This window comes from Vicingus serpentipes (assembly GCF_007993035.1).
Taxonomy (GTDB): domain Bacteria; phylum Bacteroidota; class Bacteroidia; order Flavobacteriales_E; family Vicingaceae; genus Vicingus; species Vicingus serpentipes.
The window spans coordinates 141,144-157,634 of record NZ_VOOS01000003.1; the positions used below are offsets into that span (position 1 = coordinate 141,144).

15 protein-coding genes are annotated in these 16,491 nt (G+C 30.8%); 7 read left to right on the forward strand and 8 right to left on the reverse strand.

The window, feature by feature from the left end; genetic code table 11:
* Positions 1-11: 11 nt before the first annotated feature.
* Both FRY74_RS07070 and FRY74_RS12885 read right to left on the reverse strand, forming a co-directional pair.
* Positions 12-2,003, reverse strand: coding sequence for a urocanate hydratase (locus tag FRY74_RS07070; protein ID WP_147099988.1), 1,992 nt, complete (start codon positions 2,001-2,003; stop codon positions 12-14).
* A 121-nt stretch (positions 2,004-2,124) separates the two neighbouring features.
* Positions 2,125-2,301: a DUF5522 domain-containing protein gene (locus FRY74_RS12885; RefSeq protein ID WP_170227974.1), complete on the reverse strand. Its 177-nt coding sequence runs from the start codon at positions 2,299-2,301 to the stop codon at positions 2,125-2,127.
* 39 nt (positions 2,302-2,340) lie between these two features.
* On the opposite strand from FRY74_RS12885, the gene FRY74_RS07075 reads away from it, so the two are divergent.
* From FRY74_RS07075 to FRY74_RS07085, 3 genes are all read left to right on the forward strand, one after another.
* Positions 2,341-3,267 (forward strand): 1-aminocyclopropane-1-carboxylate deaminase/D-cysteine desulfhydrase, encoded by a 927-nt coding sequence (locus FRY74_RS07075; protein WP_223265845.1) that lies wholly within the window; start codon positions 2,341-2,343, stop codon positions 3,265-3,267.
* A 77-nt stretch (positions 3,268-3,344) separates the two neighbouring features.
* Positions 3,345-4,268 (forward strand): glucosaminidase domain-containing protein, encoded by a 924-nt coding sequence (locus tag FRY74_RS07080; protein ID WP_147099990.1) that lies wholly within the window; start codon positions 3,345-3,347, stop codon positions 4,266-4,268.
* 12 nt (positions 4,269-4,280) lie between these two features.
* Complete coding sequence (locus tag FRY74_RS07085) at positions 4,281-5,018, forward strand: lysophospholipid acyltransferase family protein (RefSeq protein ID WP_147099992.1); 738 nt, start codon at positions 4,281-4,283, stop codon at positions 5,016-5,018.
* On the opposite strand, the gene FRY74_RS07090 is transcribed toward FRY74_RS07085, so the two are convergent.
* Both FRY74_RS07090 and FRY74_RS07095 read right to left on the reverse strand, forming a co-directional pair.
* Positions 5,015-5,887 (reverse strand): bestrophin family protein, encoded by an 873-nt coding sequence (locus FRY74_RS07090; RefSeq protein ID WP_147099994.1) that lies wholly within the window; start codon positions 5,885-5,887, stop codon positions 5,015-5,017. The genes FRY74_RS07085 and FRY74_RS07090 overlap by 4 nt on opposite strands.
* Positions 5,887-6,858, reverse strand: coding sequence for a M23 family metallopeptidase (locus tag FRY74_RS07095; protein ID WP_147099996.1), 972 nt, complete (start codon positions 6,856-6,858; stop codon positions 5,887-5,889). Before FRY74_RS07095 ends, FRY74_RS07090 begins: the two co-directional genes overlap by 1 nt.
* A gap of 99 nt (positions 6,859-6,957) precedes the next feature.
* On the opposite strand from FRY74_RS07095, the gene alaS reads away from it, so the two are divergent.
* Genes alaS through FRY74_RS07115 form a run of 4 tightly spaced genes read left to right on the forward strand, consistent with a single transcriptional unit; the run spans position 6,958 to position 13,117 of the window.
* Positions 6,958-9,744, forward strand: a complete 2,787-nt coding sequence (alaS, locus tag FRY74_RS07100; RefSeq protein WP_147099997.1) for an alanine--tRNA ligase — start codon at positions 6,958-6,960, stop codon at positions 9,742-9,744.
* Positions 9,745-9,799: 55 nt separating this feature from the next.
* Entirely contained in the window at positions 9,800-10,300 is a 501-nt protein-coding gene (locus FRY74_RS07105) for a DUF6702 family protein (RefSeq protein ID WP_147099999.1), read from the forward strand.
* A 9-nt stretch (positions 10,301-10,309) separates the two neighbouring features.
* Entirely contained in the window at positions 10,310-12,652 is a 2,343-nt protein-coding gene (locus FRY74_RS07110) for a M1 family metallopeptidase (RefSeq protein WP_147100001.1), read from the forward strand.
* A 57-nt stretch (positions 12,653-12,709) separates the two neighbouring features.
* A complete protein-coding gene (locus FRY74_RS07115) occupies positions 12,710-13,117 on the forward strand; it encodes a hotdog fold thioesterase (protein ID WP_147100003.1) in 408 nt (135 codons plus the stop codon).
* Between the two features lie 2 nt (positions 13,118-13,119).
* Here FRY74_RS07115 and FRY74_RS07120 read toward each other — a convergent pair whose 3' ends face one another.
* Genes FRY74_RS07120 through FRY74_RS07135 form a run of 4 tightly spaced genes read right to left on the reverse strand, consistent with a single transcriptional unit; the run spans position 13,120 to position 16,402 of the window.
* Positions 13,120-14,250: a glycosyltransferase family 4 protein gene (locus FRY74_RS07120; protein WP_147100005.1), complete on the reverse strand. Its 1,131-nt coding sequence runs from the start codon at positions 14,248-14,250 to the stop codon at positions 13,120-13,122.
* Positions 14,251-14,529 (reverse strand): DUF3817 domain-containing protein, encoded by a 279-nt coding sequence (locus tag FRY74_RS07125; protein ID WP_147100007.1) that lies wholly within the window; start codon positions 14,527-14,529, stop codon positions 14,251-14,253.
* Positions 14,530-14,531: 2 nt separating this feature from the next.
* A complete protein-coding gene (locus FRY74_RS07130; protein ID WP_147100009.1) occupies positions 14,532-15,173 on the reverse strand; it encodes an O-methyltransferase in 642 nt (213 codons plus the stop codon).
* Positions 15,173-16,402, reverse strand: coding sequence for a M16 family metallopeptidase (locus FRY74_RS07135; protein WP_147100011.1), 1,230 nt, complete (start codon positions 16,400-16,402; stop codon positions 15,173-15,175). The genes FRY74_RS07130 and FRY74_RS07135 overlap by 1 nt, the downstream gene beginning before the upstream one ends.
* Positions 16,403-16,491: the final 89 nt, after the last annotated feature.

Here is a 16,491-nt window from a genome sequence, read left to right on the forward strand (position 1 = left end):
ACTCTTTTTGATTATAGATTATTTAAAATGTTGTCGTCAACAATGTTAGGTAATGTAACTTTTAAATCAGGATTTCTTTCCATCTCACGTTTTATTGCAAACATAGCCTCTTCATTTCTTGCCCAGCTTCTTCTGGCAATACCATTGTTTACATCCCAAAACAACATGGATTTTAATCTTCTATCTGCATCAGGCGTTCCATCTAAAGTCATTCCAAAACCACCATTAATAACTTCTCCCCAACCTACACCTCCACCGTTATGTATACTTACCCAAGTTGCACCTCTAAAAGCATCTCCAATAACATTTTGTATAGCCATATCAGCTGTAAACTGAGAACCATCGTAAATGTTACTTGTTTCTCTATAAGGAGAATCTGTACCAGAAACATCATGGTGGTCTCTCCCTAAATTTATAGGAGCAGATAAGGTACCATCAGCAACAGCATTATTAAAAGCTTCAGCAATTTTCATTCTCCCTTCAGCATCAGCATAGAGTATTCTTGCCTGAGAACCTACAACTAGTTTGTTTTCTTGAGCCCCTTTAATCCATGTAATATTGTCTTGCATTTGTTGTTGAATCTCTTTAGGAGATTCTTTCATTATTTCTTCTAAAACATTGCAAGCAATATTATCTGTTTTCAATAAATCTTCTGGGTCACCAGATGTACAAACCCAACGAAATGGCCCAAAACCGTAATCAAAACACATAGGTCCCATAATGTCTTGAACATATGATGGGTATTTAAAATCAATTCCATTTTCAGCCATTACATCTGCACCAGCTCTACTTGCTTCTAGCAAAAATGCATTTCCATAATCAAAAAAGTAGGTGCCTTTTGCTGTATGGTTATTAATAGCTTTAGCATGTCTTCTTAAAGTTTCCTGTATTTTTTCTTTAAATAATTCAGGATTATTTGCCATCATTTCGTTTGATTCTTCAAAACTCATATCAACTGGGTAATAACCTCCAGCCCATGGATTATGTAAAGATGTTTGGTCAGAACCTAAATCTACATAAATATTTTCTTTATCAAATTTTTCCCATACATCTACAATATTTCCATCGTAAGCTATCGATACCACTTCTTTATTATCTTTCGCTTCTTGAACTCTTTTACATAATTCATCTAAATCACTAATCACTTCATCAACCCAACCTTGTTCATGTCTTTTATATGTAGCTTCAGGATTAACTTCAGCAGTTACTGATACAACTCCGGCAATATTACCAGCTTTTGGTTGAGCGCCACTCATACCTCCAAGGCCTGCAGTTACAAAAAGTTTACCACCAGTTCCTTTATCGTCAATCTTTCTACAGCCATTTAATACGGTTATAGTTGTTCCATGAACAATTCCTTGAGGACCAATGTACATATACGAACCAGCAGTCATTTGACCATATTGAGTTACACCTAAAGCATTGAATTTTTCCCAATCATCTGGTTTTGAGTAATTAGGTATCATCATTCCATTAGTAACAACTACTCTTGGAGCCTCTTTATGGGAAGGGAATAATCCCATAGGATGTCCAGAATACATTACTAGTGTTTGTTCATCTGTCATTTCTGACAAATATTGCATTGTTAATAAATATTGAGCCCAATTAGAAAAAACACCTCCATTACCACCATAAGTTATTAACTCATGAGGGTGTTGTGCAATAGCGTAATCCAAATTGTTTTGAATCATCAACATAATAGATTTTGCTTGAACTGATTTTCCTGGATACTCATTAATAGGACGAGCATATATTCTGTAATCAGGGCGAAAACGATACATGTATATTCTTCCGTACTTTTCTAACTCTTCTTTAAATTCTATAATAAGTTCAGCATGATGTTTTTTATCAAAATATCTTAAGGCATTTTTAAGCGCTAATTTTTTTTCTTCTGTAGATAAAATATCTTTTCGCTTTGGAGCATGAGAAACGGTTGTGTCGTATTCTTTTTTTTGAGGTAATGTATCAGGAATACCTTGTTGTACTTGTTCTTTAAATGTCATTTTGTTTGATTGTTTAGTGTTGATTAATTATTGATTGAGAAAATCAACAACTAAGGGTATCTACAGTTAGATCTAAAACTAATTTTTTCTATGCAATTTTTATATGTTAAGGTCGATATCATTATTTTTTTATAATTCTTCCTTTGCTTTTATCAAAACCATAAGGACAGTGGCGACAACCATTTTGACAACAATATCCTCGTTTTAATAAATATTTCTCAGTAAAAACTTTATATCCTTCAGTAGTGAAATAAAAGTCACCCTCATCTAGTTTGTTTATTTTTGAATAATCGTTCATTTTAATGAATGTAAAGTTACAAAGATAAATGAGATTGGATTGATTGAAATCAACGAAAATAACATCCCTTTAATAGAAATTTTTGATTCCGTTTTGGAAAGTAAAAATAGTCGTTTATTTATCTTAAGAGAAGATTTAATCCATTCTGAAATTTCTGGAAATAAGTGGAGGAAGTTAAAATATAATATACAAGAAGCTAAAAATAAAAAGTCCAATACTATTTTAACTTTTGGAGGAGCTTATTCAAATCATATTGCTGCTACGGCAGCTGCAGGCAAAAAGCATGGGTTAAATACAATAGGAGTTATTAGAGGTGAAGAAATTTCACCTTTAAATCCAACCTTGCAATTGGCAAGTGATAATGGTATGATTTTTAAATATGTTTCTCGAGAAGAATACAGAAATAAAAATACTTCAGATTTTATAAAATTACTTAGACAAGAATATGGTAATTTTTATATGGTACCAGAGGGTGGGTCTAATACTTTTGCTGTAAAAGGGTGTACTGAGATAGTCAATAATATTAGTATCAATTTTGATGTGATTTGTTGCGCATGTGGAACTGGAGGAACAATTGCCGGTATAATTGCTTCCACAGAAAAACAGGTGTATGGTTTTCCAGCATTAAAAGGTGGAGTTTTTTTAAAAGAAGAAATAAACACTTTGATTTCTGATTATACTGAAAAATACAAGAATGTTGTTGAAAATAGAAATTGGGATCTAATTACTGATTATCATTTAGGAGGTTATGCTAAAGTAAATTCTGATTTAGTGAGTTTTGTTCAAGAGTTTAATAAAAAGCATAATATTCCTTTAGATTTAATATACACAGGTAAAATGCTTTATGGCATTTTTGATTTATTAAACAATTCAGAAGAATTAAATAATAAAACAATCATAGCTATTCATACAGGTGGAATCCAGGGAAATAAGGGGTTTGAAGAACGATTAGGAATTGTTTTGTAATCAATAATTAACTGTTAATATCTTGACTAGGCATGGCTCTTGTGTTAAATTAACAATCTTAATTTTGTAGTTAACATTTGAAAAAGCTTATTTCTATATCATTTTTAATTATTAATACAATTGTATTGATAGCTCAGCCTGCTGAAAGAAGACAGACTAGAGAGGAGTATATTCAAAAATTTAAAGATATTGCAGTCAAAGAAATGCATCATTCGGGTGTTCCAGCAAGTATTACACTTGCACAAGGAATATTAGAATCAGGAGATGGCAATAGCCCTTTAGCCGTTTATGGTAAAAATCATTTTGGGATTAAATGTCATTCTGGATGGACTGGTAAAACAATGTATTTAGATGACGATGAAAAAAATGAATGTTTTAGAAAGTATAATGACGTTTATGACTCATATAAAGATCATTCTGAATTTTTAAAAACTCGGAATAGATATGCTTTTTTATTTGAATTAAAAATTACTGATTACAAAGGTTGGGCAAAAGGATTGAAAAAAGCAGGTTATGCAACTAATCCAAAATATCCTGATTTATTGATTGGCTTAATTGAAAAGCATAAATTATATGAATACGATAACTATGCAAAGGTTCCTCCTCGAAAAGCAAATAAAACAAAAACATCGGATGTATTAATTGCTAAATCAACTTCAAGAATTGTAAAACTGCATAACAATATTAAATATGTCTTAGTAAGTGAAGGAGATAATATTCAGGACATTGCTAAAGATTTTAATATGAACACATGGCAAATATTAAAATATAACGACCTTAATAAATCGGATAAAGTCACTTCAGGTGAGATTATTTATTTACAACCTAAAAAGAATAAAGCAAAATCAGATACTCATATAGTTAAAGAAGGAGAAACAATGAGATCTATATCTCAATTATATGGATTAAAACTAAAACAGTTGTATAAAAAGAATAACATAGTTTTAGGTTCACAGCCTTCTGTAGGAACAAAACTTTCGCTAAGGAAAAAGGTCAAATAAACACTATTTAAAGTGCTAGAAAAAAACGTTTTCGGACAATACATCTTTTTAAAGAAGGCCATTATGAGAATGGCTTCTCCATTCACATATATGAGGTTTGGTGTTATTAATAAAAATGAAATAACAGGAGCTGAACTTTATAATGAACTACCTAGTAAAAATGTATTATTTGTTTCGAATCACCAAACTTATTTTGCTGATGTTGCCTATATGATTCATGCAATGGGTAATGCAAAAACAGGGAAACCAAATCAAATTACTTTTTGGGACTTTTTTTTGAGACCATACACAAATTTTTACTACGTAGCCGCTGCAGAAACTATGGATTCGGGTATTATTCCAAAACTATTTAAATTAACAGGTTCCATTAGTATTAAGAGAACTTGGAGAGAAGCAGGCGAAAATATTCAGCGTGAAGTAGATAAAAATGATACTGAAAGTATAGAGAAAGCGTTGAAATCTGGTTGGGTTATTACATTTCCACAAGGGACAACAAAACCGTATGTGCCAGGGAGAAAAGGTACTGCACATATTATAAAAAACTACAAACCTATTGTAGTACCTGTTGTGGTTGATGGGTTCCGGAGGGCATTTGATAAGAAAGGGCTACTGATAAAAAAGAAAGGATCAACTTTGAAATTGACTATCAAAAAACCACTTGATATTAATTATGATGATAGTGTAGAAGATATTCTTGAACAAGTAATGGATGCTATTGAGCAAAGTCCAAAATTTCAAGGAACAGTTTAAGCTTCAATTTCCTTAATATTTGTTTTAATTTTATCGCTTAGCTCATCAAGTGGTAAATCATTGTCGTCTAATCCAAAAGGGTCTTCTATTTCTTCTGCTATAATCTCTATAGAAACAAATACATAGAATACGAAAGTTGCAATTGGAATAGACCAATAACCAAAGTCTGGAATAAAGCCAAATGGAATTGTAAGAACGTAAATGAAAATAAACTTTTTGATAAATAGAGTGTGAGAAAATGGTATAGGAGTGTTTTTTATTCGTTCACATGCTCCTAGAATATCAATAAAATTCTTAATTTCTTTGTCAAAAAGAAGTAAATCTATATCAGAAATAGTTTTGTTTTTCTTCCATGTATTAAGTTTTTGATACATTAAACTAATTAAACCATTAGGAATGTGGTTGTAATTTTTAAGGTTTACTTTAAACTCAGAAGAGATTTCTAAATCCTCATAAGTGTGAATGTCTCGTAAATGATTTTTTAGAGAATATGGAAAAGCTGCTATTAATTCAATAAAATCTTTAGTTTCATTATTTCTAGGTAATAATGATTGTGCTTTTATTGCGGCATATCTTGTATTGTTTACTAGAGCTCCCCAATGTTTTCTTCCTTCCCACCATCTATCGTAGGCTGTATTTGTTCTAAAAACCAAGAGTAATCCCATTACAAAACCAAGCAATGTGTGAATACTAAAAGCATTTTTAAATACTTTTAGGTTAAACTCAGGGAAAAACTTTGTTAAAATAAAATTGATTGCCCATGTGTAAATTGAAATTAAAATAATTTCAGGCAATAATATTTTTAGGGTGTCACTTTTGTAGAGCTTAAAAATATGAGAAAACCAAAGTTTTGGATTGTATTTAATCATTAATCTAAAGATTGAAGAGGTGTGTTAGATAGTTCTAACATCTTGTCGTACTCCTCAGCAGTTAAATCATTAAAGTAAAAGTTAACTGGATTTACAGGTTCGTCATTTTTTCTAACTTCATAATGGCAATGAGGTCCTGCAGAAAGACCTGTATTTCCAACATAACCAATAATATCACCTCTATTAACTTTATCGCCCTCTTCTACTGCAATTTTACTCATATGAGCATAAAGTGTAATGTAGCCATAACCATGTTCAATTCTTACATGATTTCCATATCCACTTGCTCTATTATCAGCCTGAATAACCGTTCCCTTTCCTGTAGCAAAAATAGGCGTACCTCTTGGAGCTGTAAAATCCATACCTGCATGGAATTTACGATACTTTAAAATAGGATGCATTCTATAGCCATAACCACTTGCCATTCTAGTTAAATCTTCGTTTTGTACAGGCTGAATAGCTGGTATTGCAGCCAACATATTTTCTTTCTTTTTAGCCATTTTAAATACATCATCAAATGATTTTGACTGTATGTAAAGTTGTTTAGATAATTGGTCTAGTTTCTTTGTGGTTTCTATAATTAATTCTGAATTAGAAAAACCTTCTAGCTCTTTATATCGGTTTACGCCACCAAACCCTGCAGTTCTTATTTCTGAAGGAATAGGTTCGGCTTCAAAAATTACACGGTAAATATTATCATCTCTATGCTGTACATCTTCTAAAACACTAGTGATTTGATCTAATTTTTTGTTTAACAAAGAGTATTGTGCTTCCATTTGAGCATTCTCTTGTTTCAGTTGCTTTTCTTTAGGAGAATCGATATAGGTGTAAGTAATTCCATAGATAATAACACCAATAACAAGTCCAGCCCCTAAAAAGCTTAAACTTTTTAGAATGCGGTCTTTTAAGGTTACTTCAATTTTGTCGTAACTTAATGATGTTGAATTATATCTATACTTAACTTTAGACATGTTAAGATTTATGTTAATTTTGACGCAAATTTAATCATTTTAAAGAAATAACCGAACGATAATGCTATGTTAACGGTTATTTAACAATATTTAACGGACATGAAATCAGCTCAAATAAGACAAACATTTTTAGATTTTTTTAAAGAAAAACAACACGAGGTTGTCTCTTCGGCGCCAATGGTAATCAAAAATGATCCAACCTTGATGTTTACTAATGCTGGTATGAATCAGTTTAAAGATTTGTTTTTGGGAAATTCTGAAATTAAATATGCAAGAATTGCTGATTCACAAAAATGTTTAAGAGTATCTGGAAAGCATAATGATTTAGAAGAAGTTGGAGTGGATACTTATCACCATACAATGTTTGAGATGTTGGGGAACTGGAGTTTTGGAAATTACTTTAAAAAAGAGGCTATAGAATGGGCTTGGGAGTTGTTGGTAGATGTTTATAAAATTGATAAAGATAGATTGTATTTTACTGTTTTTGAAGGCGACGAGCAAGATGGAACTGAAATGGACGAGGACGCTTATAATTTATGGAAAGCAATTTTAGAGAAAAACAATCTTCCGCTTTATAAAATATTAAAAGCTAACAAAAAGGATAATTTTTGGGAAATGGGAGATACAGGACCATGTGGTCCATGTTCTGAAATTCATGTTGATTTAAGAAATGATGATGAAATTGCAAAAATTCCAGGAAGAGAATTAGTAAATGCTGATCATCCTCAAGTGGTTGAAATTTGGAATTTGGTTTTTATGGAGTTCAATAGAATGGCTAATGGTGAGTTAAAATCTTTACCTGCTAAACATGTTGATACTGGTATGGGGTTTGAACGTTTGGCAATGGTTTTACAAGGCAAGCAATCGAATTATGATACGGATGTATTTATGCCAACAATTGATAAGATTAGTCAGTTAACTGGGGTTAAATATCAAAACACATTAGATGTTTCTGTTAAAACAGATGTCGCTATTCGTGTAATTGCAGATCATGTTAGAGCAGTTACATTTTCTATTGCAGATGGACAATTGCCATCAAATACCGGAGCGGGTTATGTAATTCGTAGAATTTTAAGACGTGCAATTCGTTATGGATATAGTTTTTTAGACCAAAAAGAACCGTTTATTAATGAGTTGGTAAGCGTTTTAGCAAAACAAATGGGAGAGGCATTTCCTGAGTTATTAGCTCAACAAGAATTGATTACAAAAGTAATTAGAGAGGAAGAAGATAGCTTTTTAAGAACCTTAGAAAAAGGGATTCATCGATTTGAGAATTATTTAGCTACGGCTAATGATAAAACCGTTGATGGAGAGTTTGCTTTTGAGTTGTACGATACTTTTGGTTTTCCAATAGATTTAACCGAGTTAATGGCTACAGAAAATAATTTTGATGTTGATATGCCAGGTTTTATTGTTGCATTAGATAAACAAAAAGAGCGTTCTCGTGCAGCCGGAAAAATTGAGGCTGATGATTGGGTTGTTTTACGTGAAGATGATGTTGAAGAGTTTATTGGGTATGATTATACTGAAGCTGATACCTATTTAACTAAATACAGACGAATAGTAGCTAAAGGAGAAGAGTTTTATCAGTTGGTATTTCGTTTAACTCCTTTCTATCCAGAAGGAGGAGGCCAAGTTGGAGATACTGGTTATATTGATAATGGATTTGAAAAAGTAGAGATACTAGATACGAAAAAAGAGAATAATTTAATTATTCATTTTGTTAAAGAATTGCCTAAAGATTATTATACAAAATTTAAAATTGTAGTTAGTAATGATAGAAACTTAACTGCGTGTAATCACTCAGCAACACATTTAATGCACCAAGCTTTACGTGAAATTTTAGGAACTCACGTTGAGCAAAAAGGTTCATTGGTTAACGCAGAGTATTTACGCTTCGATTTTTCTCATTTTGAGAAATTAAATGATGAACAATTACAGCAAATTGAAGATTTTGTAAATGAAAAAATACAAGCAAACATTCCATTAAACGAGCATAGAGAAATACCAATTACAAAAGCAGAAGAAGCGGGAGCGATGATGTTGTTTGGAGAAAAATATGGGGATGTGGTACGTATGATAGAATTTGGAGATTCAAAAGAATTGTGTGGAGGAATACACGTGGATAATACTTCTGAAATTAAATTATTTAAAATAAAATCGGAAGGTTCGGTTGCTGCTGGAATTAGAAGAATTGAAGCGTTAACTAATATAGGAGCAGGGAATTGGTTAAAGGAAAAAGTAGATATAATTGCTGAAAATAATTTAACAGGCTTGATTCCTCTTGAAATAAAAAATCAAGTAGAAGAATTTAAAAACAATTTGATGGACGAGTGTTTAAAAGTTTCTAATGACTGTAAAGATATTGATTTGAAAAGTCCAGGAGTTAGTCAACTAGATGCTATAACTAATGCTATCAATGAGTTTACAAAAATTAAACTTCCCCAAAATATAATTGAAGGCTTAAACACTAAGAAAAAAGAAATATTAAAAGCAGCTGAAGAAGGAAATAAAGAAAAAGCAAGCCAAATAAAAGATGAGTTATTGGGAAAAGTAGAAGTTGTTAATGGGGTAAATGTTATTGCTCAAAAAATTGACTTGGATGATAGTGCTGCTATTAAAGATTTAGCATTTCAATTAAAAGGTCAGATTGACAATTTATTTATGGTTCTAGGTGCTGAAGTAAATGGTAAGCCAAACTTAACTATTGTTGTTTCTGAAGAACTGTCTAAAACTAAAAACTTACACGCAGGTAATATAATTAGAGAAGCTGCAAAAGAGATGAGAGGTGGCGGAGGTGGTCAACCATTTTACGCAACAGCAGGTGGAAGTAATGTAGAAGGAATTCAAGCAGCTATAGCAAAAGCACTTTCTTTTATAGCTTAAATTAGCTGTTAGCTTAATCATAATTAGTATCTTAGCAGTTCTAAAGCACTATCTAATGATTCGGAAATTTTTACTTATCGTATTTCTAGCGGTTGGTTTTGCGTTTGCTCCTCATGAGTATTTTGTATCTGTAACAGAAGCTGAATACAATGAAGAAGCGCAAACTTTTCAAATGACCATTAAATTTATTGGACATGATTTAGAAAAAGCTTTAACTGAAGCTGGAGTTCCTGAATTAAATTTAGGTACTGATAACGAACTCAACTTAGCCGATAAGTATATTTTAGATTATATTAATAAAACCTTTCAAATTAATGTAAATGATAAGGTTTTAATGCTGAAAATGGTTGGAAAAGAGGTTGGTAATGACGATTTTATATATTGCTATATTGAAACAGATAAGATTAGAAAACCAAAAAATATTTCTTTTGAAAACTCAATGCTTACTGAGGTTTTTTTAGCCCAGGAAAACATTGTTTATTTAACAATTAATAGTAAAAAAGAAAGTTTTTCATTTAATAAAGAAAAACAAAGCGAAACACTAAACATAGAATAAAAAAGGAACATGAAAAAAGGGATATTGTTTTCAATGGGATCATTGATACTTGGGACTATTTTTGCTCAAAATAATGTTAATGCCAATAAGTTTAAACAACTTAAAGAAGAATTAGCAACACCAAATGTTTATCGAACAGCTTCTGGAGCACCTGGTCATGAATACTATCAGCAAAAAGCAGATTATGTTATTAATGTTGAGTTAGATGATGCTAAACAAATTGTAAAAGGTGATGAATCGATAACTTATAAAAATAATTCTCCAGACAAACTTGATTATTTATGGATTCAATTAGACCAAAACATGAGGGCTAAAGATTCTGACACAAAAAAAGTTGATACTAAGAACATTGATAAAAAAATGAGCTTTGCTGAGTTGGCAGAAATGCACAATCAATTTGATGGAGGTTTTAAATTAGACTATGTAAAAGATGGAAGTGGTAAGGATTTAAAATATACGATTAATAAAACGATGATGCGTATAGATTTACCAAAACCTTTATTGCCTGGTTCTACTGCCACATTAAAACTAAAATGGTGGTACAATGTAAATAATAGAGACGAAATTGGAGGGAGATCTGGATATGAATATTTTGAGGAGGAAGACAATTATTTATACACTATTGCTCAGTTCTATCCTAGAATGGCTGTTTACAATGAAGTTGAAGGATGGCAAAATAAGCAGTTTTTAGGTAGCGGAGAATTTACATTAACTTTTGGAGACTATAAGGTAAATATTACTGTGCCTTCTGATCATATTGTTGGAGCAACTGGAACTTTAACAAATGCATCTTCTGTTTTAACAAGTGAACAACGTTCAAGATTTTCTAAAGCTCAAAACGAATATGTTAATCCAGTAATGATTGTAACTCAAGAAGAAGCTGAAGAAATTGAAAAAAAGAAAGCTGATGGAACTAAAACATGGTCGTTTAGTGCAACTAATGTTCGTGATTTTGCTTTTGCTTCGTCACGTAAGTTTATATGGGACGCAATGGCAGTAGAGTATAATGGTAAGAAAACGTTGGCAATGAGTTATTATCCTAAAGAAGGAAATCCTTTATGGGAACAATATAGTACAAAAGTTGTTGCTCATACTATTGAATCGTATTCTAGGCATACCTGCGATTATCCTTATCCTGCAGCAATTTCTGTTCATTCAAAAAGTATTGGAATGGAGTACCCTATGATTTGTTTCAATGGAGGAAGACCAAATAAAGATGGGACTTATTCAGAACGAACTAAATATGCTATGATTGGTGTTATAATTCATGAGGTTGGTCACAATTTCTTCCCCATGATTATTAACTCTGATGAAAGGCAGTGGACATGGATGGATGAAGGTTTGAATACCTTTACTCAATATATGTGTGAGCAAGAATGGGAGAGGGGATATCCTTCAAGAAGAGGTCCAGCTTATAAAATTGTTGATTATATGAAAGGTGATAAAAAAGGTATATCTCCAATTATGACAAACTCGGAATCGATTTTGCAATTTGGGAACAATGCTTATGGAAAACCAGCAACAGCGCTTAATATTTTAAGGGAAACTGTGATGGGGAGAGAGTTGTTTGATTTTGCTTTTAAAACTTATGCAGAAAGATGGAAGTTTAAACATCCTACACCAGCTGATTTTTTTAGGACTATGGAGGATGCTTCGGGAGTTGATTTGGACTGGTTTTGGAGAGGTTGGTTTTATACAACTGATCACGTTGATATTGCTATAAATAATGTGGAATGGTTTAAAATTGATACTAAAGACCCTCAGGTTGAGAAAGCCTTTGAGAAAGAAATGGAGGCAAGAATCAAATTTAAAGGTGATGAAAATAACAAAGAATTTATAAAAGAAACTTATAATGAAAAAGACCCATCAATAAATGATTTTTATAATTCATATGATCCTTTTGAGGTATTATTAATTGATGAAGTTGACTATAAAAAATATTTAAAAAAGCTTGATGAAAAAGATTTAGAGATATTAAATGGTGATTATAATTATTATAATATTTCATTCGAAAATAAAGGTGGTTTGGTAATGCCTCTTATTTTAAACTTTACTTTTAAGGATGGCTCTACTGAGGAAGTTAGAATACCTGCAGAAATTTGGAGAAGAAATAACTATAATGTTACAAAAGCATTTTTCTTTGAAAAAGAAATGGTTAGCGTTGAGTTGGATCCATGGTTAGAAACAGCTGATACCGATATGAATAACAATAATTGGCCACCTAAAATGTTGCCTAGTAAATTTGATTTGTATAAATCTAAAAAATATGGGTGGGGTGCTGATGGTAGAGAAAACCCAATGCAGCGTTTAAAAAAGAATGAAGAGTTGAAAAATAAAACTGAAAAAGAATAAGAAAACAAAACCCAGCCAATTGGCTGGGTTTTTTATGGAAAATATTTTAATATTATTATGGACAAATCAATTCACATTGTAAATAAAATGTTTGATAATGATGCATTTAGCAAATGGTTAGGAATAGAGATTTTATCTATAGAAGTTGGAGTATGTCAATTAAAGATGATAGTAAGAAAAGAAATGCTAAATGGCTTTTCTATTGCTCATGGAGGAATAACATATAGTCTAGCAGATAGTGCTTTGGCATTTGCCTCAAATTCTCAAGGTAAAAAATGTGTTTCGGTTGAAACATCAATTTCTCATACTGTTGCATGTGAAGAAGGTGATGAACTAATTGCTATAGCAAAAGAATTATCGCTTTCAAATAAAATTGGTGTTTATGATATTATTATAAAAAATCAAAATGAAGTAACTGTTGCGTTGTTTAAGGGTACAGTATATAGAACTAGTAAATCTTGGTAAGTTTAGCTGTTTATTGTTTTTTTATAGACTTCAATCATTTTTTTTGTAACTACTTCTGCTGAAAAATTAGCTATCGCATATTGGTAGCCTTTTTCTATCATGCTTTGTTTTAAGTTTTCATTCGTTATTACTTTTTCTATGGCAAGAGCCATTTCTTTAGGATTTTTTGGGTTAATGTAAATTGTGTTTGGGCCACCTGCTTCTGGAAGAGATGAAACATTTGAAGAAATAACAGGTGTCTTACTAAGTAATCCCTCCACAATAGGTAATCCAAAACCTTCGAATAGTGAAGGGTAAATTAAAACTTCAGCTCTTTGGTAAAAAGCCTGTAAATGTAAATTGTTCTTTAAATTACTTTTCCAAATTACTAAGTTTTCAAGCTGATTTGTTTTAATTAAATCAAGGATGTTATTTGTTTCTCTAGGTTTACCTACAATTACTAATGGAAGTTTTAAATTTTCTGGTAAAAATTGGTAAGCTTCAATAATTACTTTTAAATTTTTTCTTTCTTCAACACTACCAACAAATAAAAAGTATTTATCTGGTAAATTATATTCTTTTATTGTTTTTTCAATTTCTTCTTGAGTTTGAAGGTTGTAAAAAATTGGATTGCAACTTTGGTAAACAACATCAATTTTTTCTGCATTAATGCCATAAAAGTTTATGATATCTTTTTTTGTACTTTCGCTTATAGCAATAATACTATTCGCATTATTACAACTTGCTTTAAATTTTAAATCATAAATTTTTCTATCAAAAGCAGGGTAAGTTTTAGGGTAATGCTTAAAAATCAAATCATGTATTGTCACTATACTTTTTAAACCTGATTGTTTGATATTAAAAGGTAGTTCATTACTTAAGCCATGAAAGAGTTCAATCTTATCTTTTTGTAGTTGTTTTACAATAGAAAAACTTCTCCAATATGATTTTAAAAGACTTTTTGGTGTGTAAGTTTTGTAAATATTATCATCTAAAAAAAAAGAAGTTTCTGGGGTTTCTTTTATTTTTGGAGTGTATAAAAAGTAGTTGTTTTCTGGGTGAAATTGAGATAGATTTTTTAATAAAGTTCTACTGTAATTACCTAATCCAGTAAAATTACAAAAGAGTCTTTTTGAGTCAAAACCTATTCTCATTTATGATGTCTTAAAAAGTTTTTTATCTGCGTAAAAAGTGCCGAAAGGAAGTATCGATGCTATAAGTGCTAAAAAAGTTTGTTTTAAGTTCCATTTTTTTAACTCTCTAACAATTATCACTAAAATAATATATGCAATAAATAAAACACCATGCGCCATCCCAACTATTCTTACCATTTCAGGTTTGTCTAACATGTATTTTAAAGGCATTGCAATACCTAATAAAATAAGGAAAGATAAGCCTTCTAACAAAGCTATAACTCTTAAAATTTTTACCATTATTATAATTTTCTAATAACCATTAAACCATCTCTAACAGGAAATAATACATTTTGAACTCTACAATCGTCTTGTATCTTCTTGTTAAAATCTAAAATAGCTTTTGTGTCAATATCGTTTTCATTTAACGGTTCGGTTACCTTGCCATTCCAAAGCACATTGTCGGCAATGATATAACCGCCTTTATTTATTTTTTCAAACACTAAATTATAATAATTTAAGTAATTTGATTTGTCGGCATCAATAAAAACTAGGTCGTACTTTTTATTAAGACTTGGAATTATTTCAATAGCATTTCCTATATGGCAGGATATCTTTTCTGTCAGTCCTGATTTTGTTATATACTTTGAAACTATAGGTTGTAACTCTTCATTGATGTCAATTGTATCTATATGACCATTTTCTGCTAATCCTTCAGCAAAGCATAATGTTGAGTAAGCTGTAAATGTTCCTATTTCAAGAATGTTAGTTGGATTTATCATGTGACTTAACATGCTTAAAATTCTCCCTTGAATATGTCCAGATAACATTCTTGGATTGAGAATTTTCTCCCAAGTTTCGTGATTTAATTCTTGCAAAATTGCACTTTCTTTCTCAGAATGTTTGGTGGTATATATTTCTATTTCTTCAGGTAAAAAATTCATTATTTAACAGGTTTGTAAATCAAAGAGCTTAATTTATCTTTATCAAAAACTTCATTGGCAATTTCAAGAATATTTTCAGTTGTTAGTTTATTTATTTTAGCATAAACAGTTTCTAGAGAATCTACTTTGTTAAAAAAAAGTAAGCTTTTTCCCATGCCTAGCATTACATTTACTTTGCTTTCTTCAGATAAAGTAATTTGACCAATTAATTGTTGTTTAGCTTTTTGAAGTTGAGAAGAACTGAGTTTCTTTGTTCTCAGATTTTTCAATTCTTTATGAACTAAATCAATGCTTTTATTTAAGTGTTTTGTATCTGTACCTAAATAAATACTAAACAACCCTGAATCAGTATATGATGTGTAGCTTGATTCAATATTATAAGTGAAACCATATTTTTCACGTATACCCATATTTAATCTACTATTCATTGCTGGACCACCTAGAATATTGTTTAATAAAATAAACCCTGTGTTGTTTTTATCTTTACTGCTGTAAGCAACATTACCTATCATGCAATGTGCTTGATAATTTTCTTTTTCAAGCTCTTGGTTAAAAACGGTATAGTCTTTAAAAGGAATTCTTGCTTTACTAGAACTTGTTTTTAAAGGCTGATTTAAATATTTGTTGATAATTGTTTTTACTTTCTTTTCTGTGAAATCCCCTACGATGCTAAAAATAATTTTATTAGTTGCATGATTGCGCTCAATAAATTTAATAATATCGTCTCTTTTGAAGGAGTTTACAGTATCAACAGTTCCTAAAATATTCATTCCTAAAGGATGATTTTTAAATACTAACTCCTCAAAATCATCGTAAATTTGTTCAAAAGGGTTGTCCTGATAAGAATAGATTTCATCAATTATTACATCTTTTTCTTTTTTAATTTCTTTTTCAGGGTACGTAGAGTTGAAAATGATGTCACTTAAAAGTTCAGTAGCTCTTTCAAAATATTCAGACGTAAAGGATGCGTAAACACAAGTTTTTTCTTTAGTTGTATAAGCATTAATTTCTCCCCCAACAGTATCTATTCTGTTTAAAATATGATGAGCTTTTCTGTTAGAAGTTCCTTTGAAAATAGAATGTTCAATAAAATGAGCTAAGCCATTTTCTTCAATTTTTTCATCTCTAGTTCCAGTATTTATGATAAAACCACAATGTGCAACCCTATTTTTTATTGGTTGATGAATTACTCTAATACCATTTTTTAACTCGTACAGGTTGTACTCCATTGCTTGCTATTATTAATCTTACGGCAAATATACTTTCTATTATTTATAAGTGATGTTAATAACTCGGTTAATAATTGAAAAAAATGTTA

Coding starts and splice junctions, on each gene's coding strand:
- FRY74_RS07070 (WP_147099988.1), bottom strand. CDS start 2,003: ATGACATTTAAAGAACAAGTACAACAAGGTATTCCTGATACATTACCT.
- FRY74_RS12885 (WP_170227974.1), bottom strand. CDS start 2,301: ATGAACGATTATTCAAAAATAAACAAACTAGATGAGGGTGACTTTTAT.
- FRY74_RS07090 (WP_147099994.1), bottom strand. CDS start 5,887: ATGATTAAATACAATCCAAAACTTTGGTTTTCTCATATTTTTAAGCTC.
- FRY74_RS07095 (WP_147099996.1), bottom strand. CDS start 6,858: ATGTCTAAAGTTAAGTATAGATATAATTCAACATCATTAAGTTACGAC.
- alaS (WP_147099997.1), top strand. CDS start 6,958: ATGAAATCAGCTCAAATAAGACAAACATTTTTAGATTTTTTTAAAGAA.
- FRY74_RS07105 (WP_147099999.1), top strand. CDS start 9,800: ATGATTCGGAAATTTTTACTTATCGTATTTCTAGCGGTTGGTTTTGCG.
- FRY74_RS07110 (WP_147100001.1), top strand. CDS start 10,310: ATGAAAAAAGGGATATTGTTTTCAATGGGATCATTGATACTTGGGACT.
- FRY74_RS07115 (WP_147100003.1), top strand. CDS start 12,710: ATGGACAAATCAATTCACATTGTAAATAAAATGTTTGATAATGATGCA.
- FRY74_RS07120 (WP_147100005.1), bottom strand. CDS start 14,250: ATGAGAATAGGTTTTGACTCAAAAAGACTCTTTTGTAATTTTACTGGA.
- FRY74_RS07125 (WP_147100007.1), bottom strand. CDS start 14,529: ATGGTAAAAATTTTAAGAGTTATAGCTTTGTTAGAAGGCTTATCTTTC.
- FRY74_RS07130 (WP_147100009.1), bottom strand. CDS start 15,173: ATGAATTTTTTACCTGAAGAAATAGAAATATATACCACCAAACATTCT.
- FRY74_RS07135 (WP_147100011.1), bottom strand. CDS start 16,402: ATGGAGTACAACCTGTACGAGTTAAAAAATGGTATTAGAGTAATTCAT.